We start from the raw sequence: 24,865 nt of genomic DNA on the forward strand, positions 1-24,865 counted from the left end.
TTCTCCGGGCCTCGTGGTAGGTCTTGTGTTGGCGACACCGGCGTCGCCACTCGCTGGTCGGCGGGCCGGAAAACGAAACGAAGCAGCAGCGACGTTAGATGTCGGACTCGAAGTCGTCGAGTCCGTACGTCGGCTCGGCACCGCGGCGGTCGAGCGTCTCGTTGGCCAGCAGCCAGTAGACGACCGACAGCGCCTTGCGCCCCTTGTTGTTCGTCGGGACGACCAGGTCGACGTTCGACGTGGTGTTGTTAGAGTCACACATCGCGATGACCGGGATGCCGACCGTGATGGCCTCCTTGACAGCCTGGGCGTCACCGATGGGGTCGGTGACGACCACGATGTCAGGCTCGATGTAGCCGTCGTAGTCGGGGTTGGTCAGCGTGCCGGGGATGAACCGGCCGGTACGGACGCGCGCGCCGATCGCTTCGGCGAACTTCTCGGCCGGGAATCGGCCGTACTGGCGCGACGACGCGGCCAGGATCTGCTCCGGTTCGTAGTTAGCCAGGAAGTCCGCGGCGGTGCGGATGCGCTCGTCGGTCATCGAGACGTCCAGCACGTAGAGCCCGTCGGTCCGGACGCGGTGGATGAACCGCTCCATGTCCTGGGTCTTCTGCTGGGTCCCGATATGGACACCAGCGCCGAGGTAATCCTCGACGGGGATGAGGAGGTCGGCCTCGGACTGCTCGTCAGGCATGACATCTTCGTCCAGCTGCGGGCCGGCGGCCTCGTCGGCCTCCGTGTCGGCATCGGTTGGTTCGGCCTCTGTCGCCTCGGCGGCGTCGTCGGCGGGCTGTTCGGCTTCCGTTTCGGTCTCCGCGTCGACCGCTTCGTCCTCGTCCTCGTCGGACGGGTCGAAGTCGGAGTCTGACGCGTCGAGACCTTCTTTTTCGTTGCCGCTCATACTGCGTTGTCCTCGATACGGATTAGTTCGTTCAGCTTGGCTGTGCGCTCGCCGCCGACCGCGCCGGTCTTGATGAACGGTGCGTCAGTGGCGACAGCGAGGTGTGCGATCGTCGTGTCTTCGGTCTCGCCGCTGCGGTGGGAGACCACGGACTCGTAGCCGTTTGCCGTCGCCAGTTCGATGGCGTCGACAGCGTCGGTCAGGGTCCCGATCTGGTTCGGCTTGATCAGGATGGAGTTGCCGGCGTCGGCGTTGATGCCGGCCTGGAGGCGCTCGACGTTCGTGACAAACAGGTCGTCACCGCAGACGAGCGTCTGGTCACCGACCTGTGCGGTCAGGTCCGCGAAGGCCTCGTAATCGTTCTCGTCGAGGGGGTCCTCGACGTAGACGAGGTCGTACTCCTCGACCTTCCCGGCGATGTACTCGATCTGCTCCTCGGTGGACTTGACGCCGTCGTCGTAGACGTAGCCGTCCTCCTCGGCGTCGTACAGTTCCGCACCGGCCACGTCGAGGCCAAAGGAAATTGCGAAGCCGAAGTCGTCGGCGACGGTCTCGACGGCCTCGTCCATGATCTCAAACGCTTCGTCGTCCGAGATGGACGGTGCCCAGGCCCCTTCGTCGCCCTTGCCCGCTGGCAGGTCGCGGTCGGCCAGGATGTCATGGACCTCCTGGTGGACCGCGGCGTTGGCGAAGACGGCCTCCTCGACGCTCGGTGCGCCGACGGGGGCCGCGAGGAACTCCTGGATGTTGGTCGCATCCGCGGCGTGTTCGCCGCCGCCGATGATGTTGCCAAGCGGCGTCGGGTACTCGTTGCCCCGGAAGGTGCCGCCCAGGTGCTGGTACAGCGGTGCGCCCAGCACGTCAGCGCCGGCTTTCGCGGCAGCCATCGAGATGGCGACCGCGCTGTTTGCGCCGATACCGGAGAAGTCGTCGGTGCCGTCGGCGGCGTGGAGTGCTGCGTCGACATCACGCTGGTTCCCGGCGTGGACCTCACCGATGAGCCGCGGGAGCGCTTCCTCGCGGGCGTTGGCGATGGCTTCGTTGGCGGGGAGTTCGATAGCCTCGTACTCGCCCGTGCTCGCACCACTCGGTGCCTTGCCACGGCCGAAGCCCCCACTCTCGGTGAGCACGTCGGCCTCGACGGTCGCGTTGCCACGCGAGTCGAGAACGCGGCGGAGTCGTACGTCAGTGATGAGCGTCATCGTTAGTCACTCCTGTTGACCGTAAACGGTAGGACGCCAGCGTCGTACTCCTCGGCTGCAATGAGGATCGGCTGGGTGTGTTCCGTCTCGATGAGCACAGGCGCACCGTGGGCCAACTGCAGCGCTCGTGCGCCGAGTTTGCGGGCCTTCTCGTAGCGGCTTTCCTGTGCGTTCATTGGTAAGGTGAGACGATGTCGACGAGGTCTTTGTGCGAGACGAGCATCCGGCGACAGCAGTGCCGCTCGACGCCGAGTTCGTCGAGGACCTTCTCCGGGTCCTCGGGCTCCTCGGCCTCGCGGGTGCGTGCCTTGAACTCCTCCCAGTGCTCGCCGACGACGTTGCCGCAGGTGAAACACCGGACCGGTACCATCATGCTTGAATCACCTCAGCGGTAGGACTTCTGGTAGCGGGCCCGCGCTCCGGGACCGCCCCACTTCTTGGGTTCGGACTGGCGAACGTCGTTGACCAGCAGCGAGCGGTCGAACTCCATGAACGCGTCACGGAGTTCGGCGTCGTTGGTGTGGTCGACGAGCCCGCGAGCGATGGCGGTTCGGGCAGCGTCTGCCTGCCCCATGACGCCGCCACCTTCGACGGACACTTCCACGTCGACCTCGCCGCGGAGGTCGTCCTCAGCGATGCGGAACGGTTCCAGCATCTTGAGTTGCGCCAGCTCGGGGTCGACGAGTTCGACCGGCTGCGAGTCGATACGCACGCGGCCCTCGCCCTCGCGAACGGTCGCGCGGGCGACGGCGGTCTTCTTCTTACCAGACGTGTTCGTTACCATGTCTTGTTCGCTCCAAGTGTTTCGCTGACCTCGCCCAGCGTGACGAACTTGATGTTCGACAGTCGGTCAAGCGACGTGCCGTCCAGAACCTCGCCGTCCTCGTCGTACGGGTTGCCGAGGTAGACACGGACGTTCTCGAACGCCTCGCGGCCACGCTGCTTCTTGTGGGGCAGCATGCCACGGATGGTGCGCTTGAAGATGCCGTCCGGTCGCTTGGGGTAGAAGTACCCGTTGTCGTTACCGATGTCGACACGCTTCTTGTACTTCTCCGTGATCTGCTCCTCTCGGCCGGTGATCACGGCGCGTTCGGCGTTGACGACAGCGATCGTCTCGCCGTCGAGGGCCTGGTCGGCGACCTGTGATGCGACACGGCCCATGATACAGTCGCGGGCGTCAACGATGACATCCGCGTCGAACTCTGCGACGCTCATCGGATCACCCGGACGTGGGAGCCTTCTGGGTTGTTTTCGATTGCCTGTTCGAGTGATACAGCCTCTCCAACCTGGTCGATCTTCGTCTCGGCGGTTCCGGAGAAGTCGACGGCGGCGACGGTGACATCCTTCTGCAGGACACCGGAGCCAAGCACCTTGCCGGGCACAACGACGGTTTCGTCTTCCTGGGCGTATCGTTCGATACGGCCGAGGTTGACTTCCGCGTGTGTGCGCCGTGGCTTTTCTAAGCGCTCGGCGACGTCGCCCCAGACAGCACCGCCCGAGCTGCGGGCGGCTGACTTCAGGTCGGCGATGAGACTACTGAGTCTCGGGTTCGTCTTGCTCATTTGATTCCTCCGTTGTAGGAAAAGTGCAGGGAGCAGGATTTGAACCTGCGGACCCCTACGGGACAGCGCCCTGAACGCTGCGCCGTTGGCCAAACTTGGCTATCCCTGCGCGCGATTGTTCGTTTTGCGTGCCCCGTAAAACCCCTTTCGGTCCTCGCGCTCGGGGAGCGGGCGGTCATCGGCGCCGTGGAGTTGTATCGGGACATTGTGTCGTTACAGTTGGACTGCGTCTTTCAGTTCGGTCGCGCGGTCACGCAGCGTCTCGACCGCGCGCAGGACCAGTTCCTCAGCGGTGAACGACCCGTCCGTCTCGACGTGGAACACGAACGCGTTCGGCACGTCCGAAACCTCGACATCTTTGCCGGGGTAGCGGTTCCGGAGGTCGTTGTCGAACTCGTCTGTCGCGACGAGTTCGCCGTTGGTGGCGTCGCCGGCGGCGTGTTCGGCCGCCTGCTCTTCGATGACGCCACGCAGGATGTTCGGGTCGTCGTCCTCAAACTCGCCGAGGTCGCCGACGACCTCCACCTGCTGGAGGTGTCGGTAGCCGACGGCCACGCCGCCCTGGTGTTTGGCGTGTTCCCGACCGGTGTCGAGGACGGCGTCGGCCTCGACTTCGAGGCGCTGGCCGTCCTTGAGGTCGATGATCGGGATGTTGTCGTCGGCCGCCTCGACCATCGGGTCCGAGGAGACGAGGTCACTGGAGTAGGCCGTGGCCGGCCCGTCGACGGACAGCGACAGCGTCACCTCGTCGCCGATCTCGAAGTCGTCGAGGTCGGTCGTCAGCGGGACCAGTCCCAATCGGAGACCGATCTGCTCGTTGAACATCACGCTGGTGTTCTCGATGACGCGGACCGTGTCGATACTGAACGTCGGCACGTCCGCGACCATCGCTCGCCGGATGCCGTTGGCAAACGCCGGCGTGATGCCGCGCACGAGGATGCGGGCCTCGCGCTCACCGCGTTCGACGAACTCAACCTCGTAGTCCTGTGTCATTGGTTAGAATCCGGAGTTCTTGGGTGCACGAGTGCCGTCGTGCGGGGTCGGCGTGACATCCTCGATGCGGCCGATCTCCAGTCCTGCTCGGGCGAGTGCGCGGATCGTCGCCTGCGCACCCGGACCGGGCGAGGTCTGGAGGTTGCCGCCAGGACCACGGACCCGAACGTCGACGCCTTCGACGCCGCGGTCGAGGGCTTTCTCCGCAACGACCTCGGCCATCTGCATCGCCGCGTACGGCGACGCTTCGTCGCGGTTCTGCTTGACGACCGTCCCGCCGGAGCTCTTTGCGAGCGTCTCCGCGCCGGTCTGGTCGGTGATGGTGATGATCGTGTTGTTGAACGATGCGTGCACGTGGGCGATGCCCCAGATGTCTTCGGTTTCTTCGCTCATTCTTGGGCCTCCGCGCGCTCAGGATGGAGTTCGTCCGACAGTGAGCTGTGCTCGTCGAAGCCGACCGAGCTCTCGACGGCGGTTTCCACCGTCATGCCGGGTCGGGTGACGCGAGCGTCGTCCAGCACGATGTGTCCGTGGACGATGAACTGGCGTGCCTGCTCGGGCGTGTTGGCGTAGCCCTTGCGGTAGACGACCGTCTGCAGGCGACGTTCCAGCACGTCGGTCACGTCAAGCGACAGCACGTCGTCGAGCTGGTCCTGCTCGTTGAGGATGCCGTAGCGCTTGAGTCGGGCGAGGAACTCCTCGGCCTCCGTTTCGTGCTCGCCGGCGCTGCCCAGCAGCTTCCGGGCCTCGCGGCGGTAGCCACGCAGCTCGGACTGTGCGCGCCAGAGCTCTTCTTTGTTCTTCAGGCCGTAGCGGCCGATGAGGTTGGCCTCGTCGGCGATACGCTCGCCCTGGAAGGGATGATTCGGGGTCTCGTAGAACTTCGTGTTCGAACCAAGCGCCATTATTCGTCATCCTCCGCGGCGGCTTCCTCAGCCTGCTCTTCCTTGATCGCCTCGACGTTGACGCCGATGGTCCCCTCCGTCCGGCCGGTGGACTTCGTGCGCTGTCCACGGACCTTCTGGCCGCGCTTGTGACGGACACCGCGGTAGGAGTCGATCATCTTCATGCGGTTGATGTCCTGCCGGCGGGTGAGTTGGAGGTCGTTGCCGGTCTCGTGGGTGGTCTCACCGGTGAAGTAGTCCTTCTGATGGTTGGCCATCCACTCGGGCACCTCGTCAGCGAAGTTCTCGACGTGGTCGACGACGCGCTCGATGACATCGTCATCGAGCTTGCCGAAGACCGCGCGCCGGTCGACATCCGCCTTCTGGGCGATAATTCGGGCGGCCCGGTGGCCGATACCGTTCAGTTCTGTCAGTGCTCGCTCGACGGATTTCGTCCCGTCAAGGTCTGTCTGTCCGATACGGACGAAATAGCGGATGTCCTCCTCCTCGTCGGCATCCGCGTCCTCGCCCGCGTTGGGGTCTTCTGCACTCATATGTAGGTACTGATGGGTGAGCGTCGTGGCGGGGATTCGAACCCCGGAGGCTGTACGCCACAGAGTTAGCAACCCTGCGCCTTGGGCCAGGCTTGGCTACCACGACACGCTTTTCTATGACACTCGCGCCCGCAGCACGCGGACTCGGGGGCCGGTCCCCCTACACGAGTCTATCCGATTCTATTCCGGGGTTGTATTTAAACGCAACGAAGGGGGCCGGCCGCGTGAGTCTCCAGCATACCAGCCAAGACATGTAATAGCAAGCAGCACGGCGTTCGCGAAACTCCGGCCCAATATATTCCCCTTTGGACTCTGTCGGTCTCGACATGCGCCAACGTATCAGCGACGGCGGTATCAGTGTGGACCCGACCGACCGGGCAGCAGTCCGTGACCAACTGGAACAGTTCGCGGGACCCGAGGCCGTCACCGAGGCGGACGACGGAACGCTGCGGGCCGACTTCGGTAGCCGAGCCCACGTCGCAATAGCTCCCGACGGCACGGTCGACACGGGTATGCCGCTACACTCGTTCGCGGGGACGCCCGACCGACTGGTGTTTGACAACGACAACGGCGAACTGCGCGCCGAGTTCGACGACGACAGCGTCTACGTGTTCCGACACCCATAGAGACTGCTGTGCGCACGCGGGAACCCGGGAATTTCCGGTATTGGCCGGCGAATCCAAGCGAAGGCCGCCGCGTTTGCGGTGTCACAATCCTTATCGCACCTCCGGGACCTACTCCTGGGCATGAATACAGATGACGTGCGCGAGCGCCTGCGAACGGTCGAGGACCCTGATCTGGGAGCCGACATCGTGTCGCTCGGGCTGGTCAACAGCGTCGACGTGACCGACGAGGCAGTCAGCATCGACCTGGCGCTCGGTGCGCCGTACTCGCCGACGGAGACGAGCATGGCGAACGAGGTCCGCGAGGCGCTGGGCGACATCGACCGCGAGATCGACCTCTCCGCGAGCGTCGACCGCGGGGTCCCAGAGGCTGAAGACCCGCTCCCGCAGGTCAAGAACGTCATCGCGGTCGCCTCAGGTAAGGGTGGCGTGGGCAAGTCGACGGTCGCAGTCAATCTCGCCGCCGGCCTCTCACGACTCGGTGCCCGCGTCGGGTTGTTCGACGCCGACGTGTACGGTCCGAACGTCCCGCGGATGCTCGACGCCGACGAGCAGCCGCGCGCGACAGAGGACGAGGAGATAATCCCGGTCGAGAAACACGGGATGAAGCTGATGAGCATGGACTTCCTCGTCGGCAAGGACGACCCGGTCATCTTCCGCGGCCCGATGGTCGACAACGTCCTCACGCAGCTTTGGGACGACGTGCTCTGGGGTGAACTCGACTACATGGTCGTTGACCTGCCGCCGGGGACCGGCGACACGCAGTTGACGATGCTCCAGCAGGTGCCCGTCTCCGGGGCCGTCATCGTCACCACGCCCGAGGAAGTCGCCCTCGACGACGCCCGAAAGGGCCTGCGGATGTTCGGCCGCCACGAGACGCCGGTACTGGGCATCGTCGAGAACATGTCCTCGTTTGTCTGCCCGGACTGTGGTGGCACGCACGATATCTTCGGCAGCGGTGGCGGCCGCGAGTTCGCCGACGAGACGGAGATGCCGTTCCTCGGCGAGATTCCGCTCGATCCCGAAGTGAGAGAGGGCGGCGCTACTGGCGAACCGCTCGTCCTCGACGAGAACAGCGATGTCGGCGAGTCGTTCCGCGACATCGCCGCCCGTACCGCTAACATGCAGGGCATCATCCACCGGAAACGACAAAGCGACAGTCAGGCTGCCCAGCCCGAGCAGTAGCAGTCCGAGAGTCAGAAATAGCAACAGCTCAGGGACCGCGAGAGACAGAGAGAAAGAACCGCGTTACGCTTCGACGGGGTTGTTCATCTTCCGGGTGACGTAGCCGGCGATGCGGTTGCGCACACCCTTCGATTCGATGTTGGTCAGTTCCTCGACGACATCCTTGTTGTGTTCGAAGTCGGCACCGAAGGCGTCGGGGTATCGCTCCATGAGGAGCGTCCCGGTCTTCTTGACGTAGGCGGGTTTGATTGCCATGCGCGCTACTTGCTTGGTCGCACTCAAAAAGGGTTCGGAACAGACCCCGCACGCGAACGTTTATCAGGAGGGACGGAACCAACCGCTGCCGTGCGCTGACCGTCGCTGTGGCAGGTCCCGCAGGAGTGTGACACAGCCTGTCACTGACTGTGGTGTGTCGCCTGTTCGCCCCCAATTCCGTGTGAAGTTGCTACCACTCGGCGTCGACTAGCTTACGAACGCGCTGGAATGCCGCTCGCTCGCGCTCGCTGCCGGCCGTCTCGACCACGGATTCGAAGTACGCGAGCCGCTCCAGCAGCGTCTCGCGGTCGTAGCTCGGCACGTCCAGCCGCGACGCCGCCACCGTTGCCTCGACGACGGCGGCGTGGCCGCGGTTCGTCGTCGGGACGACACGCCGTTCGGCGGCGCTGTCGACAGGATGAAGCGCCCACTCGACCCACTGTGTATCGCCCTCTGTTCCGGAGTCGCGCTGCTCAACCTCGATCTCAACCCACGCGTCCGCGCTGTCAAGGATTGGCTCGTCCTCTTCGCGGACCGACAGCGCCGCCTCGACGAAGTCCACCGGGTCGCGCGTGAACTGGACGTAGCCGCCACCACTCTCCCGGAAGTTCCGCCAGGTCCGGGTCCGGCCCCACGTCGTCGCCGTGGCTGGTCCGTCACCGTCGGGCGCATGGACACCCAGCGCGGCGACGTTCCAGCGCTCGTTTGGCCCCAGCGTGGTGACGACCGTCTCAGTAACGCCGGAAAGGGCGACGGGCCACGCTGTCTGTGCGTCAGCGCCATGTGGCGGCGAGTCGTCGGTCACACGTCGAGCCCCCGTTCCAGCGCGACGAACAGCGCGCCCGCAACCAGGTCAGCGGTCGTTCCGGGGTTGATGTCCCGCTCGACAAACTCCTCGGCGAGCGCCGTCGCATCCTCCTCACCGTCGAGAACGGCCTGTGCCCGCCGCTGAACCTCCGCGGCAGTATCGCAGTTCTGTCGCGTGACGATGAACGTGTCCGGCTCGTCTGCGAGAAGCTCAATGAACACGTCAGACGCGCGGTCGGCAACGGGTCCCGACCCATCCAGCAACATCTCGCTGGCCTCGAACACGCGCTCGAAGCCGGACACCCACTCAGCCGCCACGCCGTCGACATCAGCGCTTTCCGCCATCACGTCGAACAGCGTCAGCTCACGCGCCCGGAGTTCCGGAATCGCGTCGCTCCCGCGGCGAACGTCGAGCGGTTCCAGCCCGTCCGGTGGGTCGTCAACGGCTACGTCGACGTGCTCGAAGGACCGATAGAACGCCGCCGCGTCGTCGACGGTCGTCTCACGGACCACGGCGTCCACACCAGATGGCGACAGTCGCCCATCACTCGCTGCGGCCGCCAGCGGCGTGAGTACCAGCAAGGCTCCAAACTGAGTGTTCCCGGCTGATTGGCCAGCCATCCCGTCGACGGCTGTCTCGAATGCGGGACCGATAGGGTCACCAGCGGCCGCCCGATCCAGTCCCGACCGTACACCCACAGCGCCGGCCATGAAATGCTCGAACCGGAGGTCGTCGTACTCCCGCTCGCGGTCGACATTGCCGGGCTTTGGCGTGCCGGTGACCTCAAGCAACAGTGCCAGCTGGGCGTTCTGTGCGACCGACCGCTCGCTCACGGGGACACCTCCTGAGCGAACCACTCACTCGTCGCCGTTCGGACGGCGTGGAGCGTTTCGGGGTCGTCGCTCGCCCGCCCGACACTGACCGCGTCCGCGCCGTATGAGAGGTACTCTCGTGCTGTCTTCCGGCCCCTGACACCGTTGTTCGCAACGACGAACAGGTCGGTGGCACCGGTCACGTCGTCGACGACCGGCTCCGAGTCCATCGCGTCGATGTGGAACATGTCACCGCCGGCGTCCTCGATGACCTGGGCGACAGCTGGGAGCGAGACTCCATCGAGTTCAGCACGTCCTTTCACCGAGACGGTCGCCCCCCTCGACGCCGCAGTTTCCACGAACTCGGCCAGCCGATCCGGTTCCCGGAGTAGTGACTCACCCGCCCCCGCAGCGCACATCTCGTCCTGTCGGCAGTGGGCGTTGATCTCGATGATGGCGTCGTGGCGCTGACAGACAGCGGCGGCACGCTCGACAGGATCGACTGTCGCACTCCGGACGTTGAACGCGGGACGCAACGGCGCGTCGGCAAGCGTAGCCAACTGCTCGTCGATGAACGCAACCGGGTCGTCGGGCAGAAATTCGGAGCGGTCGCGGTCGACCATCGCTCGGGCGGCCTCGCGGGTCCGCTCGTCGAGTGCGATACCGCCGAGGAACGCACACCCGACATGAGATTCGACCGCGTGGGCCCACGACGCGTCGGCCTCGCCGCTCAGACTCGCGAGGGCGACTCGCGGCTCGAACATCAGGCCACCTCCGAGAGGGCGGTTTCGACGGCGCGGGCCACCCGTTCGGCATCGGCCTCCCCGTCGAGAGAGGTGTCGGTTCGGACGACCGGTACGTCAAGCGGCGTCGAATCCGCATCGTCAAGGACGAACGCGTCGGCGAAGGGGTAGGCTTCGCTCACGCCCGCAGTGCTTGGCTCCAGCCCCACGCCAGCCATCAGGTCGGCCGCCGGTCCCGAAAATACCGTGTCCTCGATGAACGGCGAAACGGCAACGACGGATGTCTCGTGAAGCGCGCGTTCAATCTCGTCGATAGCGAGCATTGGCCCAAGCGAGGTCACTGGGTTCGAGGGGCCGATAACGACCGGGTCATCGAGCGCCGTCAGGACAGCGTCGGTCGCACCGGCCGCCTCGGACCCTCGAAACTCCACGTCCTCGACCGGCGGCTCGCCGTTCCGGCCGACCCACCACTCCTGGAAGTGCATCGGGCCGCTCGGCGTATGGATGATGGAAGCCACGGGGTCATCACTCATCGGTAGCAGCGTCCGGTCCAGCCCGAACGCGTCGGCGAGCGTGCGCGTCACCTCGGTCAGCGTTCGGCCCTCGTCGAGCAGCGAGGTCCGCGTGACGTGGACCGCGCGGTCCCGGTCACCGATATGCATGAACTCCGCGACGCCGGAAAAGCGCCGCCAGCGAGCGATATCACGCCCGGCTGTCTGTGCGTCGTCGGAGAGGTATCGAGGTCCCGCCTCTAGTCCCGCGGCGTCGGCAAGCCGCGTCAGTTCGGCGTGTGTCTCGGCGGTGTCGTCGTCGATCCCCCACCACGTCTCTCTGTCGAGGACGCCACCATCCAGAAACAGAACAGTGTCGAGGTCCGGACAGACGAGGTGGCCCCCGAGCTCGATATCGTCGCCGGTGTTGGCGACGACAGTCGTCGCCGCCGGCGAAAACACGTCGTCGGCACCGGCGAGAAGCTTCGGCGTGCCCGTCCCGCCGGCGAGAAACGTCACCATGTTTCGACGTAGGGGGAACTGACAGTATAAACGTGGCCACTGCTACCGGTCGGAACTGGAGAACAGATGTCGGGCCCGAATCCGGAGAATCACAGCTGAGAACTGGGTGGGTAGAGTGAAGGGGGTCCGCCGGATAGCGGGGACAACGGGTGCTATGCCCATCGTGAATCCACACCGCTTCGCGCCTGCAACCTCCAATGAGGAGTACGTCTACGGTGCCTGTGCGCCAGGCTGGCATACAGCAGCCACGCATCAGGACGCTATCGACGACTGGATCACACACATGCAGGCACACGACATCGAGCGGATTTGCTGTCTGCTTCCCGGCCGACAACTCGACGACGCTGGGGCCAACATCCAGCGCTACCGGGAGGCCTTCGGCGTGTCGTCAGTCCGCCACGTACCGGTCCCCGACCACCAACTCATCCCCGAAGACCGCCTCCACGACGATATTCTGCCGTTCCTCGTTGACGCCCGTGACGCACAGGAACGGGTCCTCGTGCACTGTCTGGCCGGCATCGGCCGCACCGGACAGGTACTCGCCGCGTGGCTGGTGTATCATTACGACTACGGCCCCGACCGCGCCATCGAGACCGTCCAAGAGATGGGGCGTGACCCCGAGGAGGCCGTCAAATCGGGGAACGCGACAGAAGACGAACTGGCCGAGCTGCTGTCGTCCGTTGCACGCTTATAGGAAAATCACTCTCAGAACGCTCAATCCGTCCGTGGGAGGAGTCGCGCGCCAACGACGAAACCGACGATAGCACAGACTGTGAGCACGGCGAGTGGGCCGAGTGCATCACCGGTCCCAGTCGTCGCGGCACGGACGCCCCGCGAGAAGTACGTCAGCGGCGAGAGCCAGGTCGGCAGCCACGCCGGCAAGAGAGTCTGTGGGACGAACGTCTCCGAGAGAAAGAGCAGCGGGAGCGCCAGGCCGTTGCTCGCCGCGATGACGCCGTCCTGTGAGTCCGCGAGGCTGCCAAGCATCGCACCGACGGCACAGAACAGCGCGACACCGAGGCCGACAAAGGGGAGCAACAGGACAGAGGGACGGATGGTCGCGCCGGTCAGCCATACCATCAAGCCCAGAATCAGGAGACCGGCGATACCGATGATGACGACGTTGACGAGCGTCTGTGCCAGCAGCCACTCGGTCCGAGTCAGCGGTGTCGTCGCCAGTTTCTCAAAGCGGTTCCCGTCCCGGTGGCGGGCCACCTCACTGCCGACGCGCGAGAGCGGCGTAAACAGGACGACGACCGCCAGATACCCCGGCGCGTAGAAGCTCGGCGGCTCCGTGAACAGCCCGCCGCCACCCGGCTGGGTCTGGACCAGTACGCCGAAGATGACGACGATGATGACCGGGAAGAAGAACGTGAAGAAGACGGCCGTCCGCCGTCGAAGGAAGGCAAGCGACGCCGCACGCGTCTCCGATGTGAGCCGGCCCAGTCGGCTCATTGGACACCACCTATCGCTGGATCGGTCCGCCGGGGTTCGCCGCGCTGGCCGACGGCCGTCCCGGTGAGTTCGAGGTACACGTCCTCCAAGTCCGGCTGTTTCCAGGTGAGGCTGTCGTACTCGATGTCCGCCTGCCCCAGGTGCTCGGTGATATTGCCGATTGACTCCGGACGAATCCCGTAGACGACTAGGCGGCCGTTCCGCAGTTTCATCTCTGCGGGATAATCGATAGCCGAGACAGCGGCTTCGTCGAAACTCCCGTCGACGATGAGCTGGCTATCGCCGCCGTGTTCGGCCACGAGCTGGTCCGGGGAATCCAGTGCGATGAGTTCGCCGTCGGCGAGGAGGCCGACGCGATCCGCGAGCCGCTGGGCCTCCTCCATGTAATGTGTCGTGACGAGTATCGTCACGCCGCGGTCGGCAAGCCCCTCTAACAGCCGCCAGAGGTCGCGCCGGCCGGCCGGGTCGATGCCGGTGGTCGGCTCGTCCAGCACCAGCAAGTCCGGGTCGTTGATGAGCGCCGTGGCGACACAGGTCCGGCGCTGCTGGCCGCCCGAGAGGTTCTCGTAGGTTGTCGTGGCAGTGTCAGCCAGACCGACATCGTCGAGGACCGACTCGACATCACGAGTGTCGTCGTACAGGCCGGCGTAGTACTCCAGCAGTTCCCGCGCTGTCAGTCGCTCGTGGGGGTCAAACGACTGGGGCAGCAGGCCGATCCTATCGCGGGCGACCGCCGTGGGAGACTGGCCGAACAGCCGAACCTCGCCGGTGGCGTCCGTCGTTCCGGTCAGCGCCCGCACGAGCGTGGTCTTGCCGGCACCATTGGGGCCGACCAGCGCGAGCACTTCCCCAGCGGTCGCCGTCAGTGAAACGCCGTCAAGTGCGACCGTATCGCCGTAGCGCCGCCCGACATCCGACGCGACCAGTACCTCGTCCATGCGCCGTCGTCCGGTCGGGTCGCCGAAAGCAGTTCCGTTCTCGCGCGGTCAGCGGGTTACACGTTGCGCCCGCATCGCAGACAGACAGCCGGGAGCCACGGCTTGTCCGTGACGACTGGTTGGGTGTCTTCGCAGTGGTCACAGAATTCGGTTTTCGTCGCCATGTGTCAATAGTGTCACAGCAAACCAATAAATAGCTTGTCGTGTGCAGTGTGGGTGCAAGTGACAGATAGCCGTTTAAGCGAGTGGTGTTACACGACGTGTGAACGGATTTCGCGGACGATAGCGTCGACATCGAACTCCGAACCGCTCTCGGCCTTGTCGTAGACGGTTTCGCCGTCGACATTGACTCTGAACACACCGTGGTCACCCATGACCAGACGGACGCTGTCAAGGTTCCGCTCTAGCCCCGACAGGACCGCTTGCTGGACGGTGATCGCTCGTTCGCGGAACCCACACGGGACGCAGTATTCGATTTCGACAGTGCTCATAGCTGTCCCCACGGGCGGCAGTCTGAAAGTCCTATGGCCGGCCAACCAGCGACCGGAGACGCCCGACAACAGTCACGTCGAAGCGGTGGACGCCATACAGGAGTGCGACTGAGATGACGAATACCGCCGTCGAAAGGCCGTACGACTGGGCCAGCGCCGCCTGGGACAGCGTCGCGCCGACGCCGACGAACCCGCCCAGTATCGACGCGATAATCGGGAGGACACAGGAGACACAAGAAAACAGGCCGACGATGCCGCCCAGCGCTCCGCCGCTCGCGTCGATGACGGTCACGAACACCAGGTAGGAAAGCGCCAGGTAGCCGGCGACCTTCCAGGGAATCAGCACGGCGCTGAGGGTCGCGCCGCTGAACACGACCGTCGGCGAGAACCCGGGCGGGGCCTGCGTGACCAGACGGAAACCGGTCCCCTGGCCGCCGGTGCCGTACACGCCTCCGACGTACCCCAGCACGAGCAGATACCCCAGGGCAATGACTGCACTGAGCAGCGTTCGCCGGCGGTCGGCCAGTGTCGGGCGTACTCGCAGGAAGACGAGGCCGGCGATGTTGAGCCAGATGAACGGGAAGAGGAGGAGGAACGGGTCCGTTGCCGGCTGCGCCGTGTTGACGACGTATCCCAGGATGAGGATGAACTCCGCGTTCAATACGGCTGCCCAGGTCACCAGCGAGCGTGTGTCCGGGATCGCATCTCTGAAGGTCGCTGTCGGAGTGCTCATAGTGCGAGTGCGTCGACGACGATGGCGATCAGGACCGCCCCGAGGTAGGCGTTCGACGCGTGGAACGCCCGGAACGCTGCCGCTTCGGTCTGCTCGTGGTGCAGTCGGACGACGGCCCAGAGGAACACTGCACCCAGCAGCGCCGACGTGGCGGCGAACAGCCAGCCAAGCGACGTGAGTACCCCGAGAACCCCCGAGGCGATGAGCGTCGCGCCGAGGTAGTAGACGATGTGTTTGCGTGTCTCCGTCTCACCGCGGACGACAGGCATCATCGGGAAACCGCCCGCTTCGTAGTCGTCCTTGTACGCGAGCGCGAGGTTGTAGAAGTGCGCCGGCGTCCAGAGGAAGATGACGACCGCGAGGACGACGCCCGGCAGGCCGACAGAGCCGTCGGCGGCGACCCAGCCGATGAGCGCCGGCAGCGCGCCGGCGGCCCCGCCGATGACAGTGTTCTGGACGGTGTTTGGCTTCAACACCAGCGTGTAGATGACGCTGTAGAACACGATTGCAGTCAGCCCCAGCACCGCCACGAGCGCGTTCACCTGCCAGAACAGTCCCAGCGACGCAAGCGAGAGCAGCAGGCCGAAGGCCAGCGCGTTCCGGACCGGAATCTGGTGGGTCGCGATGGGTCGGTCCGAGGTCCGGTCCATCCGCTTGTCGATGTCGCGTTCAAGCACGTGGTTGAACGTCCCCGACGCGCCGATTGAGAGGACGCCGCCGCCGAGCGTGAGCAGCACCGTCCGGACGGTGAGCGTCTGGCCGGCGGCGAGTGCCATCCCGGCCGCGGCGACCAGACACAGGAGCCACATCAGCCGGGGCTTCATTAGCCGGAAGTAGGCGAAGGCGGTCCCGACGATCCGCTGTCGGGTAGTCAGCGTCGGTGTCCGGTCGGGCGTGTCGTCGACCGGTTCCGGTGCGAGCGACGGGTCCTCGACGGGGTCCTCGTCGTCGCTACCCGTCTCGGCTTCGAGATGCCAGGCCAGACCCAGCACGAACGAGCCGAAGATGCCCATACCCACAGCGAGGTGAGCGCCGGGGAGCATCGCCGCACCCCCGCTCGTTGCGACCAAGGCTCCGAGCGCGATCTGGACCGGATACAGCGCGACCCCGAGAATAATAGCCGCTTTGACGCGACCGCGACAGCCGGACCGCAGCCCGACAACAGTTGTGACGACTGCGAGCAGTCCGACGGCTGCCGCGACGAGTCGGTGCCCCCAGGCGATTAACAGAGCCGTGTTCGTCACCGCGACCGGGCCATCACACAGCGGCCAGGTGGTACAGGCCGCCGCCGCGTCGGTAAGTGTCGTCGTTGCCCCGGCGAGAACCAGCAGGTACACGCCGACGGCGGTCGCGGCGAGCAATCCGGTGAAGGTCCGGCTCTCTGCCATTGTCCTATACTTCGGTGCTGTCCACTTAGACCATGCGATTCCGCTGGCTCTGTCCGGAGATGTTCGGGTGTGCGTTTTCCGAAAATCCGGCGACTGCGGCGAAGACAGCAGTTATTTATCCCCGAAATCCTAACCCGAATCCATGACCCGGAAACGTGCCGGTCTGGTCGCTCTGTTCGGCGTGGCGTTGCTCGCGCTCGCCGCCGAGCCGGCCGCCGCGCAGATTCAGGACTCGACGACGGAGAGCCTCATCTGGGGGCTGAATATGAACCTCCTGTACGTCGCCATCCCGATTACGGTCCTCGTCGAAGGGATTCTCATCTACACCGTCTGGCGATTCCGTAACCAGGAAGAGGCGCTTCCCACCCAGGAGAACCGCCGCCTCGAAGTCACGTGGACCATCGCGACGGCGATCATTCTCCTGTTCGTCGGCGTCGCCTCCTACCAGGTGATGGCCAGCCCGTACGTCACCGCCGAGGCCGGTGACCAGGCCGCACTGCAGGACGGAGAGACGGAACACGTCGTCGTAGAAGCCCAGCGCTACGGCTGGACGTTCTATTACAACGGTTCCAGCTGGGATGGCGAGGCCAACGTGACCACCACGACGAACATGAAGATTCCGGCGAACCAGGACATCGCCATACGCGTGACATCGACTGACTGGCTGCACGCGTTCCACGTCCCGGGACTCGGACTGAAGGCAGACGCCTTCCCGGGCCAGTACAACCGCATCCGGACCAACGTCGACAACACCGGCACGTACCAGCTCTACTGCGCCGAGTACTGTGGCTCGGGCCACTCTAACATGCTCGGAACCGTTGAAGTCGTCCCACAAGACGAGTACGAGAGCTGGCTGGCAGAACAGCAAAGCTCCCAGAACAGCACCGAATCGAGCGGTAACTGAGCGGCTCTTTCTCTCTTCGAGTGTCGTCGAGTTATGCGACGGTCTGTTATTCAGCAGGCCGGGAATTGCCTGCATCATACGGCTGTAAATTGTAGCGGGTCTCTTTTACTGCTGGTCGCTGTTTCTACCCATGGAGAACCCAGTACACCGGCGTCCTCGTCCGCGCTGGTCTGTCCCTCCTCGTATTCTGGCCGACAGTCGGGTACTATATCTACGGAGACGCAACGAAGGGCACTCTACCCTCGCCGAAAATTCGAGGTATTGCATACGAGGTGTTTGGGATAGTCGGCCTGGCGCTCTATCTGTCTCAGAAAGCGAGGTCCGAGACCAGTTCTCCGTGACGCAATCCGTACTGGTTGGGGTCTCACCGCGACGGGCCGATTGAGTCCTGCGTCTATATACGAGCGATTCACCGCAGAGAGCAAGCGTGGGCACTGCTGACAGTGCTCGATTGGACGACAAACATGGCGTACCGAGCAGAGATGTGGGACTGTGGCGGCAAAACAACGCTCACTGACACGCGACCAGCAGAACGGTCACCGTGTCAGTCACTCTGTCCAGCCGTTAGCCGCAGATGTTAGCGGTCGCGTACACGTTACCGGTTTCGGTTATCTTCACGCCGATACCGACGAGGTTAGCGTTGCGGAGCGTGAGCCGTTCGCGGTAGTCCGGCCACGCCATCCAGTCGTCGACGATCTTCCTGGCGACCGCCTTATCCGTGGCATGGAACTTCTCTTCACCGCCCTCCTCGTAGGGCTGTCCGGCAACCGTCTTCTCGACTGCCTCGAATCTGTTCCGGTCCGGATCCTCAATGTAGTCACCTTCTGCAGAATTAAACTCACACCGGGCGTAGAGGCCGGCACTCTTGTAGCGGTCCTTGCTGGAGACACCGTCTATCTTGTGGATCGCCTTCCCTTCGATAGCCATCTGCTCGCTGTGGCTCTTTGCCATCTCGTTGAGATCACTCTCCGTCTTGAGCCCCGATTCGAACGTCGGGACGCCAGCGGCCTCGCGTTCCTCGTTGAGATACTGACGGATGTAGTCGGAGATGTTCTGTGCATTGAACTCCCGTGCCGGAATTGACTCCTGTTTCGGGGCCGCTGTTTGGGTTGGTGTGGCCATCCCGTTCGCCTCCGGCGTCGGCGTCGGTGTTGACGTAGTACTACTGCTCGTTGTCGCCGTCGAACCGTCGTTATCGTCACTCTGTGGATCGGTTGTTTGTGCCGTCGTCTCCGCCGTTCCGCCCGCAAACTGTGCGCCAATAAGAACCCCCGTCCCTAGAACCACGAGGAGTACCACGGCAGCGACAGCAAGTAACCCTTTCTTTACCATATACCACGGATAGATTACAGAGACATGTAAGTTTAATTCTTCATATAGTTCATTTGGTTTTCATTTTTGCGACTGTCGGCGGTGACGATAACCCATATATGCCACGGGCGGCCACTCCCGGTATGGTCGAGAACGTTATCTGGCCGGTGGCGCTCGACGCGGACCGCTCGCGCAGCGACGGGCGTCGCGTTCCACTGGATCTGGCCGTCGAGGAGCCGACTGTCGACGAGATCGCCAAGGCCGTCCAGCAGGTCGGCTACGACGCGGTCATCGAACGGGACAAGACGTACCCGCGGGAGTACGAGGCCCGCGGACGGGTCGTTGTCAAGGACGCCGACGACGCGACGAAAAGCGACCTACTCGGGGCCGTGGCGGCCTACATGCAGGCGCTGCGTGAATGAAACGCATCGGCACCGTCTCGCGGGTCGCACAGGGGTTAGCTATCGTCCGAGCCCCTGACGAGGAGTACGCGTCCGTGGGGACTGCCGTCGTCGACGAGGAACTACACACCGTGGGTTCCGTCGTCGATGTCTTCGGTCCCGTCGACCGTCCCTATCTCGCCGTCTCGCCAAACGACGACGTACATCTCCCGGCACTGGTCGGGACGGTCCTGTACGCGCGGTAGGTCCCACCAGCCACCTGCGCCCGTCTACACGCGCTTCGTAACGCTCAAACCGGTTCCTGCAGGACGTGTGTGCATGGAGCGACGGTGGCGAATCCTCGGCGGCTGTGGCCTCATCGCTGGTATCTTCCTGTTCGTCCAACTCGGCGCGCTGGCGCTGGTCCAGCCCTTCGAGTCGGCCGGCTACCAGGCCGTCGAGGACCCCTCTGACCCCACGAACAGCCTCATGTATATCGGGGCAATTTTGGTCGCGACTGTCGTCATGTTGCTCGCCTTCCGCTACGACGTGGACCAGCTCATCCGCGACCTCATCGTCTTCTCCGCGGCCTGGCTCTCCCTGTACGTGTTTCAGGTACTGGTCCCGCCGGTGTTCACCTATGCCGGCCTCAACGTCGTTGCCGTCGCGTTGGCGCTGGGTCTGGGGGCGGCACTGCTTCTCTACCCCGAGTGGTACGTCATCGACGCCGCAGGCGCGGTGATGGGGGCTGCCGCCGCGGGCCTGTTCGGCATCAGTTTCGGGATTCTGCCGGCGCTCGTCCTGTTGACCGTACTCGCGGTGTACGACGCCATCAGCGTCTACGGGACCGAACACATGCTCACGCTGGCCTCCGGCGTGATGGACCTCAAGGTCCCCGTCGTCCTCGTGATCCCGATGACGCTGTCGTACTCGTACCTCGACGCGACGACGCCGGATCCGATGGCGGAAGACGAGTCAAACGACGAACCGGCGACCGACGCCCCCGACACTGACGCCGGCGGTCCGGCAGTCGCCGATGGGAGCCAGCCGACGGGCGCTGCAGCCGCTTCCGAAACCGAGAGCACCGAAGAAACAGACGACAGCCACGCCGATCCGCTGGAGCGCGACGCACTGTTTATCGGCCTCGGTGACGCCATTATCCCGTCGATACTCGTCGCCAGCGCCGCGTTTTTCGCCTCGGCGGACGTGCTAACGGTGTTCGGCGTGCCGCTGCCGGCCCTGACCGCGATGGCCGGCTCCTACGTCGGCCTGGCGATACTGCTCTGGATGGTACTAAAAGGGCGTGCGCACGCGGGCCTCCCACTGTTGAACGGCGGGACCATCGCCGGTTACATCGTCGGCGCGCTCGTCGCGGGCATCAGTTTAGTTGATGCCCTCGGTCTCGGGCCGTACCTCTAACTGGCGAGGCCTGCCGCCGCTACCGGCCCGTCAGGGCCTGACTCGCGGGCGCGAACTCGATCTCCTCACCGCGGCCTTCGGCCTTCGCTCGCTCGTACAGTAGATGGCCAGCAGCGACGGTTTCGATGGCCGTCCCGCCGGAGTCGAACACGGTGATCTCTTCGGGTGACTGTCGACCGGGAGCGTTTCCGGCGACGATATCGCCCAGTTCCGCGTGGACGTGGTCCTCGTCGATGACGCCCGCATCGAGTGCGTTGATGAACGACCCGGCGTCCTGTGTCACCCGCTCGCGCAGGTCCGGGACGTACGTGGCGCGTTCGATCGTCGTCGCGTCCAGTTCGTTCTTCTCGGGGTGGTACTGCCCCATCGCGGTCACGTGGGTCCCCGGTTCAAGCAGGTCGCCGTCGAACACCGGTTCGCTCGCGTCGGTGGCCGTAATGACGACATCGGCCCCCTCAATTGCCGCAGCAGGAGAGGCGACGGCCGCGACCGTCGGGTCCAGTGCGTCGTTCATCTCCGCGGCGAAGGACTCCCGGTGGTCAGCCGTCGGCGAGTACACCTCGATGCGGTCGAACTCACGGACCGTCGCCGTCGCTCGGACCTGTCCGCGGGCCTGTGCACCACTGCCGATGACTGCGAGGTCGCTGGCGTCACGGCGAGCCAGCGCGTCGACACCGACGGCCCCAGCGGCACCGGTCTTGTGGGGGTTCATGCTCGCACCGTCGAGGACGGCCAGCGGTTCGCCGCTGTCGGCGTCGAAGATCGGAAGCGCGAAGTGTGCGTCCCGCCCGCCGAAGCCGGCGGCGTAGGTGTATCCGCCCATCGCGCCGGTATCCGGGAGAATCGCGAGATAGCCCGTCAACATGCCCGCGGGGTCGTCCGAGAACAGCGTTGTTCTGGGCGTTGCCGGGGCACCCGCGCCCCGCTGGCGGTACCCCTCCCGAACGGTATCGACGTACTCGGCTGGGGCAGCGAGATCAGCGACCTCGTCACTTTGCAGGAACAGCGCTGTCGCATCCGATGTCATACCCCGACGTTCGACCACCCGGCCCTTATACTGTCCGGCGATGGGACAAGGTCCGAAACCCCGTCACGGCCGTAGATACGCCTGACAGTCAGCGACGGTAATCCAAAAACAGGAGAGTAGACGGGTGAGACGACGCTCAGTCCGCTGTCTGAAGCGGCTCTGACTGCGCGCTCTGCTGGGTCGACGCCTCGTTCGAAACCGGGTCAACCGGAGCACGGACGAACATCGCATGGCCGATGAGGCCGACAGTCACGACAGAGGCCATCGGAATCGCCGTCGTAAGTCCGATCCCGGCAACGTACAGGGTAGCGCTGATGCCGGCCATGGCGAGCGGAATGAGTCCGAGAATGATGTCGTAATAACCCGTCATAAGTATGAATTATTCTACGGTAGAGGGCTATATGAATGTTTCCCTAAAATGCGGATTGATACATTCAATGGCCCCTACAAATTTATTCAGTACCCGTTGTATAACACTCTCATAAGTTATGAGTTGGATATGGGGAAAAGATTAATATGTACTAATTCCTGTGAGTTGTTGACAATATAAGGGCGAATCTGTCCCAGTGGCGCTGGCCCGCGGACCGATTTAATATGTGAGATATGCCACGGACAATGTTAAACAGTGTCTAGTACTCTCGGTTTGGTAACTTCGACACTGGTAGTCTGATTTGTGGGATAAAACCCATCAGCACCCAATTTTCAGAATTTGAGAACTAGATTAGGGTGCACGTGGAGTAGTAATGGTCCCTATTTTTTCCGGTGATAACTGGGTCCGTGCGCTTATTAGGTGTGCCAGGATACGTTGAGGCGGAGAAAGACGGTAACGCCGACTTCCAACCGAGACAATGAGCACGAACGCAACGGACAACACGACGGGCGCCGCGACCGACGACCAAGAACGACGATACGCCGAACTGAACATCGGCGACGAGGAGTTCGTAATCTACGACCGAGAGAACCACCAGGCATGGATTCAGTCCACAGAGTCGCTTGAAGTCGACGGCATGCGATAGTCGGTCACAGCCACTGCGCCCACGCGGCAGACGCTTATTTTGCGACTGCGACTGCACCGCGCCAGAGCATCAGCAACGTTCCACCGACGACCACGGACACGAGTGCGAAGGTCACTGCGGCATTACCGGGGAACACCGCTGTCGACCGGAGCCCCTGGGCAATTCCGACTGCCAGAACCCACCCGACGATAGCGCGGCCGACCGCCGCCCGGACAGTCTCGGTCGCACCGGCGGTGTAGAGGCCGCCGAGTCCCGCGACGAGGAGCCAGCCGACGTAAAACGGCGTCAGCGTCCCGGCGAACCGGCCCGGGCTGAGTACCGGATTGATACCGTGGGTCAGCTCGCCGACCCCGACGAACAGCGCAATCGCCAGCAGGTCGCCGACGGCCACCAGCGCCGTCCGGGCGGACAGTTCGATACGACCGTTCCCCACCGTCGAGACGCTCATACAGGCCGTTCCGGCTCCGGATACTTCGCTCTCCCGGATTCGGTGACACCGGTTGGCGTGTGCCCCGAACGACCCTGCCGTGACGCGGCCCGGACCACCACCGATTACAGTGTTGGCCCTGTTGGGTTGGACTATGGAGTTCACACTGCTCGGCTGGCCCGAGGACGGACACCGACTCCGACTTGACCACGAGCAGTTCGCGTACGCGGGCAAGTTCGTGATGACCTCGACCGGGAAGGCCGTCGTCGGGGACGACGGCGTCGTGGCCGCGGCCGCGTTCGACGCCGACCGGACCGACCCCGACGCCCTCTGTATCCGATACATCACAGTTCGGCAGGACCGGCAGGGCGACCGGCTTGGCGCTCGCCTCCTTCGGTTCGTCCGGGAGCAGGCCACGGAGCGGGGCTTCGAGCGCGTCTCCATCGGCGTCAACAACCCCTTCTCCTACCAGGCCGCCTACCGGGCCGGGTTGTGCTTCAGCGGCGCGGAGTCGGGCATAGCCGAACTCGACCTCGTCTGGCCCGGTGACCGCAGTACCGACCGGTATCAGGCCGGGCTGGACCTGTTTCGGGCGCGAGATCTCTCACCCGAAGAGGAGTCGTTCCTCGATGCAAAGGCCGACGCCGACCCGCCGCCGGTTCTCGACGACTGGGCCGAGCAGCCGTCCGCGCCGACCGGCTGAGTGGGGTGACTGCAACGGTCTGTCAGCAATGCCGACGGCGTGGCAGGTCGTCTCCGGGAGATTCAAACCGCTGTCGCCCGAACCCCTGCCAATGGGAAATGCTGATTTACGGTCGCTCGCAGCGCTGTCTGACGTGTCGTTTGACGACCTCGGTGGGAGCGTTGTCGCCGTGGACGCCCACAACTGGCTCTATCGCTACCTGACGACGACGGTGAAATTCACCAGCGAGTCGAAATACACCACGGGCGACGGCAAGGAGGTAGCGAACCTCATCGGCGTCATCCAGGGGCTACCGAAGTTCTTCGAGCACGACATGACGCCGGTGTTCGTCTTCGACGGCGCGGTCACCGATCTCAAGGACGATGAGGTCGAGAAGCGCCGCGAGCAACGCGAGAAATACGAGTCGGAACTGGAGGAAGCCCGCGAGGCGGGCGATTCGACCCGCGTGGCGAAACTGGACTCCCGGACCCAGCGCCTGACCGACACCATCGTCGACACGACGCGGGACCTGCTGGAACTGCTCGACGTGCCTATCGTCGACGCCCCGGCGGAAGGCGAGGGCCAGGCGTCGGTGATGGCCCGCCGGGGCGACGTGGACTACGTCGGGACCGAGGACTACGACGCGCTGCTGTTTGGCGCGCCGATGACGCTCCGCCAGATCACGTCGAAAGGCGATCCCGAGCTAATGGACTTCGAAGCGACGCTTGCCCAGCACGACCTCACCTGGGAGCAACTGGTCGACGCCGCCATCCTGATGGGGACGGACTTCAACGAGGGAATCTCCGGTATCGGCCCCAAAACTGCCGTCAAGGAACTCCACGAACACGGCGACCTCTACGCCGTGCTGGAGGCCCGGGACGAACACATCGACCACGCTGACCGCATCCGGAACCTGTTTCTGGACCCCGCGGTCACCGACGACTACGAGATTCCGGACAGCATCGAACCGGACATCGATTCTGCCCGCGCGTTCGTCACCGAGCAGTGGGAGGTCGACGCCGACGAAGTCGCTCGCGGCTTCGAGCGCATCGACGAGTCAGTCGTCCAGACCGGCCTGGACCGCTGGGCGTGACGGGGCTGTAGCGGGTCAGACTGGCCGACCAGTAACTTACAGCGGCGGCGGAAACGAACCGTGAAA

At 64.3% G+C, this 24,865-nt stretch carries 35 protein-coding genes and 2 tRNA genes; 10 read left to right on the forward strand and 27 right to left on the reverse strand.

What is annotated here, in order from left to right; genetic code table 11:
* Positions 1-94: 94 nt before the first annotated feature.
* The 13 genes from rpsB to Harman_RS04155 form a co-directional block, all read right to left on the reverse strand.
* Positions 95-901 carry a 30S ribosomal protein S2 gene (rpsB, locus tag Harman_RS04095; protein WP_137682536.1) on the reverse strand — a complete coding sequence of 269 codons (807 nt, stop codon included), beginning with the start codon at positions 899-901 and terminating at the stop codon, positions 95-97.
* Positions 898-2,103 carry a phosphopyruvate hydratase gene (gene eno / locus Harman_RS04100; protein ID WP_137682537.1) on the reverse strand — a complete coding sequence of 402 codons (1,206 nt, stop codon included), beginning with the start codon at positions 2,101-2,103 and terminating at the stop codon, positions 898-900. The genes rpsB and eno overlap by 4 nt, the downstream gene beginning before the upstream one ends.
* Before the next feature lie 2 nt (positions 2,104-2,105).
* Entirely contained in the window at positions 2,106-2,279 is a 174-nt protein-coding gene (locus Harman_RS04105; protein WP_004516796.1) for a DNA-directed RNA polymerase subunit K, read from the reverse strand.
* Positions 2,276-2,476, reverse strand: a complete 201-nt coding sequence (locus Harman_RS04110) for a DNA-directed RNA polymerase subunit N (protein ID WP_004516797.1) — start codon at positions 2,474-2,476, stop codon at positions 2,276-2,278. The genes Harman_RS04105 and Harman_RS04110 overlap by 4 nt, the downstream gene beginning before the upstream one ends.
* Before the next feature lie 12 nt (positions 2,477-2,488).
* Entirely contained in the window at positions 2,489-2,887 is a 399-nt protein-coding gene (locus tag Harman_RS04115; protein ID WP_004516798.1) for a 30S ribosomal protein S9, read from the reverse strand.
* On the reverse strand, positions 2,881-3,318 hold the full coding sequence (locus Harman_RS04120) for a 50S ribosomal protein L13 (RefSeq protein ID WP_137682538.1): 438 nt from the start codon (positions 3,316-3,318) through the stop codon (positions 2,881-2,883). The genes Harman_RS04115 and Harman_RS04120 overlap by 7 nt, the downstream gene beginning before the upstream one ends.
* The gene (locus Harman_RS04125; protein WP_004516800.1) at positions 3,315-3,665 is read right to left on the reverse strand and encodes a 50S ribosomal protein L18e; all 351 of its coding nucleotides are present in this window, start codon (positions 3,663-3,665) and stop codon (positions 3,315-3,317) included. Before Harman_RS04125 ends, Harman_RS04120 begins: the two co-directional genes overlap by 4 nt.
* 24 nt (positions 3,666-3,689) lie before the next feature.
* Positions 3,690-3,774, reverse strand: a tRNA-Leu gene (locus Harman_RS04130).
* A gap of 104 nt (positions 3,775-3,878) precedes the next feature.
* Positions 3,879-4,658 (reverse strand): DNA-directed RNA polymerase subunit D, encoded by a 780-nt coding sequence (locus tag Harman_RS04135; protein WP_137682539.1) that lies wholly within the window; start codon positions 4,656-4,658, stop codon positions 3,879-3,881.
* Between the two features lie 3 nt (positions 4,659-4,661).
* The gene (locus tag Harman_RS04140) at positions 4,662-5,051 is read right to left on the reverse strand and encodes a 30S ribosomal protein S11 (protein ID WP_004516802.1); all 390 of its coding nucleotides are present in this window, start codon (positions 5,049-5,051) and stop codon (positions 4,662-4,664) included.
* A complete protein-coding gene (locus Harman_RS04145) occupies positions 5,048-5,563 on the reverse strand; it encodes a 30S ribosomal protein S4 (protein WP_004516803.1) in 516 nt (171 codons plus the stop codon). The genes Harman_RS04140 and Harman_RS04145 overlap by 4 nt, the downstream gene beginning before the upstream one ends.
* Positions 5,563-6,096, reverse strand: a complete 534-nt coding sequence (locus Harman_RS04150) for a 30S ribosomal protein S13 (RefSeq protein ID WP_137682540.1) — start codon at positions 6,094-6,096, stop codon at positions 5,563-5,565. The genes Harman_RS04145 and Harman_RS04150 overlap by 1 nt, the downstream gene beginning before the upstream one ends.
* Before the next feature lie 21 nt (positions 6,097-6,117).
* Positions 6,118-6,202: transfer RNA gene (locus tag Harman_RS04155), tRNA-Ser, on the reverse strand.
* 220 nt (positions 6,203-6,422) lie between these two features.
* Between Harman_RS04155 and Harman_RS04160 the strand changes: the two genes are divergently transcribed.
* Together Harman_RS04160 and Harman_RS04165 are read left to right on the forward strand one after the other, a co-directional pair.
* Positions 6,423-6,722: a hypothetical protein gene (locus tag Harman_RS04160; RefSeq protein WP_137682541.1), complete on the forward strand. Its 300-nt coding sequence runs from the start codon at positions 6,423-6,425 to the stop codon at positions 6,720-6,722.
* A 120-nt stretch (positions 6,723-6,842) separates the two neighbouring features.
* The gene (locus Harman_RS04165; protein WP_137682542.1) at positions 6,843-7,904 is read left to right on the forward strand and encodes an Mrp/NBP35 family ATP-binding protein; all 1,062 of its coding nucleotides are present in this window, start codon (positions 6,843-6,845) and stop codon (positions 7,902-7,904) included.
* Between the two features lie 63 nt (positions 7,905-7,967).
* On the opposite strand, the gene Harman_RS04170 is transcribed toward Harman_RS04165, so the two are convergent.
* The 5 genes from Harman_RS04170 to cofD form a co-directional block, all read right to left on the reverse strand.
* Positions 7,968-8,159 (reverse strand): 30S ribosomal protein S17e, encoded by a 192-nt coding sequence (locus Harman_RS04170; RefSeq protein WP_004516807.1) that lies wholly within the window; start codon positions 8,157-8,159, stop codon positions 7,968-7,970.
* Between the two features lie 190 nt (positions 8,160-8,349).
* Positions 8,350-8,964 carry a DUF447 domain-containing protein gene (locus Harman_RS04175; RefSeq protein WP_137682543.1) on the reverse strand — a complete coding sequence of 205 codons (615 nt, stop codon included), beginning with the start codon at positions 8,962-8,964 and terminating at the stop codon, positions 8,350-8,352.
* On the reverse strand, positions 8,961-9,824 hold the full coding sequence (locus Harman_RS04180; protein ID WP_137682544.1) for a triphosphoribosyl-dephospho-CoA synthase: 864 nt from the start codon (positions 9,822-9,824) through the stop codon (positions 8,961-8,963). The genes Harman_RS04175 and Harman_RS04180 overlap by 4 nt, the downstream gene beginning before the upstream one ends.
* The gene (locus Harman_RS04185; RefSeq protein ID WP_137682545.1) at positions 9,797-10,543 is read right to left on the reverse strand and encodes a tRNA-dihydrouridine synthase; all 747 of its coding nucleotides are present in this window, start codon (positions 10,541-10,543) and stop codon (positions 9,797-9,799) included. Before Harman_RS04185 ends, Harman_RS04180 begins: the two co-directional genes overlap by 28 nt.
* A complete protein-coding gene (cofD, locus tag Harman_RS04190; protein ID WP_137682546.1) occupies positions 10,543-11,535 on the reverse strand; it encodes a 2-phospho-L-lactate transferase in 993 nt (330 codons plus the stop codon). The genes Harman_RS04185 and cofD overlap by 1 nt, the downstream gene beginning before the upstream one ends.
* Before the next feature lie 154 nt (positions 11,536-11,689).
* Here cofD and Harman_RS04195 point away from each other — a divergent pair, with 154 nt between their 5' ends.
* Positions 11,690-12,229 carry a protein-tyrosine phosphatase family protein gene (locus Harman_RS04195; RefSeq protein ID WP_137682547.1) on the forward strand — a complete coding sequence of 180 codons (540 nt, stop codon included), beginning with the start codon at positions 11,690-11,692 and terminating at the stop codon, positions 12,227-12,229.
* Between the two features lie 20 nt (positions 12,230-12,249).
* Here Harman_RS04195 and Harman_RS04200 read toward each other — a convergent pair whose 3' ends face one another.
* The 5 genes from Harman_RS04200 to Harman_RS04220 all read right to left on the reverse strand — a co-directional run bounded on the left by Harman_RS04200 (position 12,250) and on the right by Harman_RS04220 (position 16,540).
* Complete coding sequence (locus tag Harman_RS04200) at positions 12,250-12,990, reverse strand: ABC transporter permease (protein WP_137682548.1); 741 nt, start codon at positions 12,988-12,990, stop codon at positions 12,250-12,252.
* Positions 12,987-13,928 (reverse strand): ABC transporter ATP-binding protein, encoded by a 942-nt coding sequence (locus Harman_RS04205; RefSeq protein ID WP_137682549.1) that lies wholly within the window; start codon positions 13,926-13,928, stop codon positions 12,987-12,989. Before Harman_RS04205 ends, Harman_RS04200 begins: the two co-directional genes overlap by 4 nt.
* 251 nt (positions 13,929-14,179) lie before the next feature.
* On the reverse strand, positions 14,180-14,419 hold the full coding sequence (locus Harman_RS04210; protein ID WP_137682550.1) for an Rdx family protein: 240 nt from the start codon (positions 14,417-14,419) through the stop codon (positions 14,180-14,182).
* A gap of 31 nt (positions 14,420-14,450) precedes the next feature.
* Positions 14,451-15,152 carry a DUF7546 family protein gene (locus Harman_RS04215; RefSeq protein ID WP_137682551.1) on the reverse strand — a complete coding sequence of 234 codons (702 nt, stop codon included), beginning with the start codon at positions 15,150-15,152 and terminating at the stop codon, positions 14,451-14,453.
* A complete protein-coding gene (locus Harman_RS04220; RefSeq protein WP_137682552.1) occupies positions 15,149-16,540 on the reverse strand; it encodes a heme o synthase in 1,392 nt (463 codons plus the stop codon). The genes Harman_RS04215 and Harman_RS04220 overlap by 4 nt, the downstream gene beginning before the upstream one ends.
* Positions 16,541-16,682: 142 nt before the next feature.
* Between Harman_RS04220 and coxB the strand changes: the two genes are divergently transcribed.
* Positions 16,683-17,444, forward strand: a complete 762-nt coding sequence (coxB, locus tag Harman_RS04225) for a cytochrome c oxidase subunit II (RefSeq protein WP_137682553.1) — start codon at positions 16,683-16,685, stop codon at positions 17,442-17,444.
* 564 nt (positions 17,445-18,008) lie between these two features.
* Here the strand turns inward: coxB and Harman_RS04230 are convergent.
* Positions 18,009-18,776, reverse strand: coding sequence for a CAP domain-containing protein (locus Harman_RS04230; RefSeq protein ID WP_137682554.1), 768 nt, complete (start codon positions 18,774-18,776; stop codon positions 18,009-18,011).
* A 122-nt stretch (positions 18,777-18,898) separates the two neighbouring features.
* On the opposite strand from Harman_RS04230, the gene srp19 reads away from it, so the two are divergent.
* From srp19 to Harman_RS04245, 3 genes are all read left to right on the forward strand, one after another.
* On the forward strand, positions 18,899-19,177 hold the full coding sequence (gene srp19, locus Harman_RS04235) for a signal recognition particle subunit SRP19 (RefSeq protein WP_137682555.1): 279 nt from the start codon (positions 18,899-18,901) through the stop codon (positions 19,175-19,177).
* The gene (locus Harman_RS04240) at positions 19,174-19,401 is read left to right on the forward strand and encodes an H/ACA ribonucleoprotein complex subunit GAR1 (RefSeq protein ID WP_137682556.1); all 228 of its coding nucleotides are present in this window, start codon (positions 19,174-19,176) and stop codon (positions 19,399-19,401) included. Before srp19 ends, Harman_RS04240 begins: the two co-directional genes overlap by 4 nt.
* 73 nt (positions 19,402-19,474) lie before the next feature.
* Positions 19,475-20,554 carry a presenilin family intramembrane aspartyl protease PSH gene (locus Harman_RS04245; protein ID WP_137682557.1) on the forward strand — a complete coding sequence of 360 codons (1,080 nt, stop codon included), beginning with the start codon at positions 19,475-19,477 and terminating at the stop codon, positions 20,552-20,554.
* A gap of 19 nt (positions 20,555-20,573) precedes the next feature.
* On the opposite strand, the gene Harman_RS04250 is transcribed toward Harman_RS04245, so the two are convergent.
* Together Harman_RS04250 and Harman_RS04255 are read right to left on the reverse strand one after the other, a co-directional pair.
* On the reverse strand, positions 20,574-21,581 hold the full coding sequence (locus Harman_RS04250; RefSeq protein ID WP_137682558.1) for an ornithine cyclodeaminase family protein: 1,008 nt from the start codon (positions 21,579-21,581) through the stop codon (positions 20,574-20,576).
* Between the two features lie 136 nt (positions 21,582-21,717).
* Entirely contained in the window at positions 21,718-21,951 is a 234-nt protein-coding gene (locus Harman_RS04255) for a hypothetical protein (RefSeq protein ID WP_137682559.1), read from the reverse strand.
* 478 nt (positions 21,952-22,429) lie between these two features.
* On the opposite strand from Harman_RS04255, the gene Harman_RS21400 reads away from it, so the two are divergent.
* The gene (locus Harman_RS21400; RefSeq protein WP_200830821.1) at positions 22,430-22,597 is read left to right on the forward strand and encodes a DUF7331 family protein; all 168 of its coding nucleotides are present in this window, start codon (positions 22,430-22,432) and stop codon (positions 22,595-22,597) included.
* Between the two features lie 34 nt (positions 22,598-22,631).
* On the opposite strand, the gene Harman_RS04260 is transcribed toward Harman_RS21400, so the two are convergent.
* A complete protein-coding gene (locus Harman_RS04260; protein WP_137682560.1) occupies positions 22,632-23,045 on the reverse strand; it encodes a DUF3054 domain-containing protein in 414 nt (137 codons plus the stop codon).
* Between the two features lie 133 nt (positions 23,046-23,178).
* Between Harman_RS04260 and Harman_RS04265 the strand changes: the two genes are divergently transcribed.
* Entirely contained in the window at positions 23,179-23,727 is a 549-nt protein-coding gene (locus tag Harman_RS04265) for a GNAT family N-acetyltransferase (RefSeq protein WP_137682561.1), read from the forward strand.
* A 91-nt stretch (positions 23,728-23,818) separates the two neighbouring features.
* On the forward strand, positions 23,819-24,799 hold the full coding sequence (fen, locus tag Harman_RS04270; RefSeq protein ID WP_137682562.1) for a flap endonuclease-1: 981 nt from the start codon (positions 23,819-23,821) through the stop codon (positions 24,797-24,799).
* Positions 24,800-24,865: the final 66 nt, after the last annotated feature.

It is taken from the genome of Haloarcula mannanilytica, from assembly GCF_005406125.1.
In the GTDB taxonomy this organism is placed as follows: domain Archaea; phylum Halobacteriota; class Halobacteria; order Halobacteriales; family Haloarculaceae; genus Haloarcula; species Haloarcula mannanilytica.

What these genes read in the sequence shown, in the direction of transcription:
- coxB (WP_137682553.1), top strand. Translation starts at nt 16,683, where the DNA reads ATGACCCGGAAACGTGCCGGTCTGGTCGCTCTGTTCGGCGTGGCGTTG.
- Harman_RS04220 (WP_137682552.1), bottom strand. Translation starts at nt 16,540, where the DNA reads ATGGCAGAGAGCCGGACCTTCACCGGATTGCTCGCCGCGACCGCCGTC.
- Harman_RS04165 (WP_137682542.1), top strand. Translation starts at nt 6,843, where the DNA reads ATGAATACAGATGACGTGCGCGAGCGCCTGCGAACGGTCGAGGACCCT.
- Harman_RS04105 (WP_004516796.1), bottom strand. Translation starts at nt 2,279, where the DNA reads ATGAACGCACAGGAAAGCCGCTACGAGAAGGCCCGCAAACTCGGCGCA.
- fen (WP_137682562.1), top strand. Translation starts at nt 23,819, where the DNA reads ATGGGAAATGCTGATTTACGGTCGCTCGCAGCGCTGTCTGACGTGTCG.
- Harman_RS04195 (WP_137682547.1), top strand. Translation starts at nt 11,690, where the DNA reads ATGCCCATCGTGAATCCACACCGCTTCGCGCCTGCAACCTCCAATGAG.
- Harman_RS04205 (WP_137682549.1), bottom strand. Translation starts at nt 13,928, where the DNA reads ATGGACGAGGTACTGGTCGCGTCGGATGTCGGGCGGCGCTACGGCGAT.
- rpsB (WP_137682536.1), bottom strand. Translation starts at nt 901, where the DNA reads ATGAGCGGCAACGAAAAAGAAGGTCTCGACGCGTCAGACTCCGACTTC.
- Harman_RS04125 (WP_004516800.1), bottom strand. Translation starts at nt 3,665, where the DNA reads ATGAGCAAGACGAACCCGAGACTCAGTAGTCTCATCGCCGACCTGAAG.
- eno (WP_137682537.1), bottom strand. Translation starts at nt 2,103, where the DNA reads ATGACGCTCATCACTGACGTACGACTCCGCCGCGTTCTCGACTCGCGT.
- Harman_RS04160 (WP_137682541.1), top strand. Translation starts at nt 6,423, where the DNA reads ATGCGCCAACGTATCAGCGACGGCGGTATCAGTGTGGACCCGACCGAC.
- Harman_RS04250 (WP_137682558.1), bottom strand. Translation starts at nt 21,581, where the DNA reads ATGACATCGGATGCGACAGCGCTGTTCCTGCAAAGTGACGAGGTCGCT.
- Harman_RS04135 (WP_137682539.1), bottom strand. Translation starts at nt 4,658, where the DNA reads ATGACACAGGACTACGAGGTTGAGTTCGTCGAACGCGGTGAGCGCGAG.
- Harman_RS21400 (WP_200830821.1), top strand. Translation starts at nt 22,430, where the DNA reads ATGAGCACGAACGCAACGGACAACACGACGGGCGCCGCGACCGACGAC.
- Harman_RS04215 (WP_137682551.1), bottom strand. Translation starts at nt 15,152, where the DNA reads ATGAGCACTCCGACAGCGACCTTCAGAGATGCGATCCCGGACACACGC.
- Harman_RS04230 (WP_137682554.1), bottom strand. Translation starts at nt 18,776, where the DNA reads ATGGTAAAGAAAGGGTTACTTGCTGTCGCTGCCGTGGTACTCCTCGTG.
- Harman_RS04245 (WP_137682557.1), top strand. Translation starts at nt 19,475, where the DNA reads ATGGAGCGACGGTGGCGAATCCTCGGCGGCTGTGGCCTCATCGCTGGT.
- Harman_RS04140 (WP_004516802.1), bottom strand. Translation starts at nt 5,051, where the DNA reads ATGAGCGAAGAAACCGAAGACATCTGGGGCATCGCCCACGTGCACGCA.
- Harman_RS04145 (WP_004516803.1), bottom strand. Translation starts at nt 5,563, where the DNA reads ATGGCGCTTGGTTCGAACACGAAGTTCTACGAGACCCCGAATCATCCC.
- Harman_RS04240 (WP_137682556.1), top strand. Translation starts at nt 19,174, where the DNA reads ATGAAACGCATCGGCACCGTCTCGCGGGTCGCACAGGGGTTAGCTATC.
- Harman_RS04120 (WP_137682538.1), bottom strand. Translation starts at nt 3,318, where the DNA reads ATGAGCGTCGCAGAGTTCGACGCGGATGTCATCGTTGACGCCCGCGAC.
- Harman_RS04110 (WP_004516797.1), bottom strand. Translation starts at nt 2,476, where the DNA reads ATGATGGTACCGGTCCGGTGTTTCACCTGCGGCAACGTCGTCGGCGAG.
- Harman_RS04150 (WP_137682540.1), bottom strand. Translation starts at nt 6,096, where the DNA reads ATGAGTGCAGAAGACCCCAACGCGGGCGAGGACGCGGATGCCGACGAG.
- Harman_RS04255 (WP_137682559.1), bottom strand. Translation starts at nt 21,951, where the DNA reads ATGACGGGTTATTACGACATCATTCTCGGACTCATTCCGCTCGCCATG.
- Harman_RS04260 (WP_137682560.1), bottom strand. Translation starts at nt 23,045, where the DNA reads ATGAGCGTCTCGACGGTGGGGAACGGTCGTATCGAACTGTCCGCCCGG.
- srp19 (WP_137682555.1), top strand. Translation starts at nt 18,899, where the DNA reads ATGGTCGAGAACGTTATCTGGCCGGTGGCGCTCGACGCGGACCGCTCG.
- cofD (WP_137682546.1), bottom strand. Translation starts at nt 11,535, where the DNA reads ATGGTGACGTTTCTCGCCGGCGGGACGGGCACGCCGAAGCTTCTCGCC.
- Harman_RS04200 (WP_137682548.1), bottom strand. Translation starts at nt 12,990, where the DNA reads ATGAGCCGACTGGGCCGGCTCACATCGGAGACGCGTGCGGCGTCGCTT.
- Harman_RS04185 (WP_137682545.1), bottom strand. Translation starts at nt 10,543, where the DNA reads ATGTTCGAGCCGCGAGTCGCCCTCGCGAGTCTGAGCGGCGAGGCCGAC.
- Harman_RS04115 (WP_004516798.1), bottom strand. Translation starts at nt 2,887, where the DNA reads ATGGTAACGAACACGTCTGGTAAGAAGAAGACCGCCGTCGCCCGCGCG.
- Harman_RS04170 (WP_004516807.1), bottom strand. Translation starts at nt 8,159, where the DNA reads ATGGCAATCAAACCCGCCTACGTCAAGAAGACCGGGACGCTCCTCATG.
- Harman_RS04210 (WP_137682550.1), bottom strand. Translation starts at nt 14,419, where the DNA reads ATGAGCACTGTCGAAATCGAATACTGCGTCCCGTGTGGGTTCCGCGAA.
- Harman_RS04265 (WP_137682561.1), top strand. Translation starts at nt 23,179, where the DNA reads ATGGAGTTCACACTGCTCGGCTGGCCCGAGGACGGACACCGACTCCGA.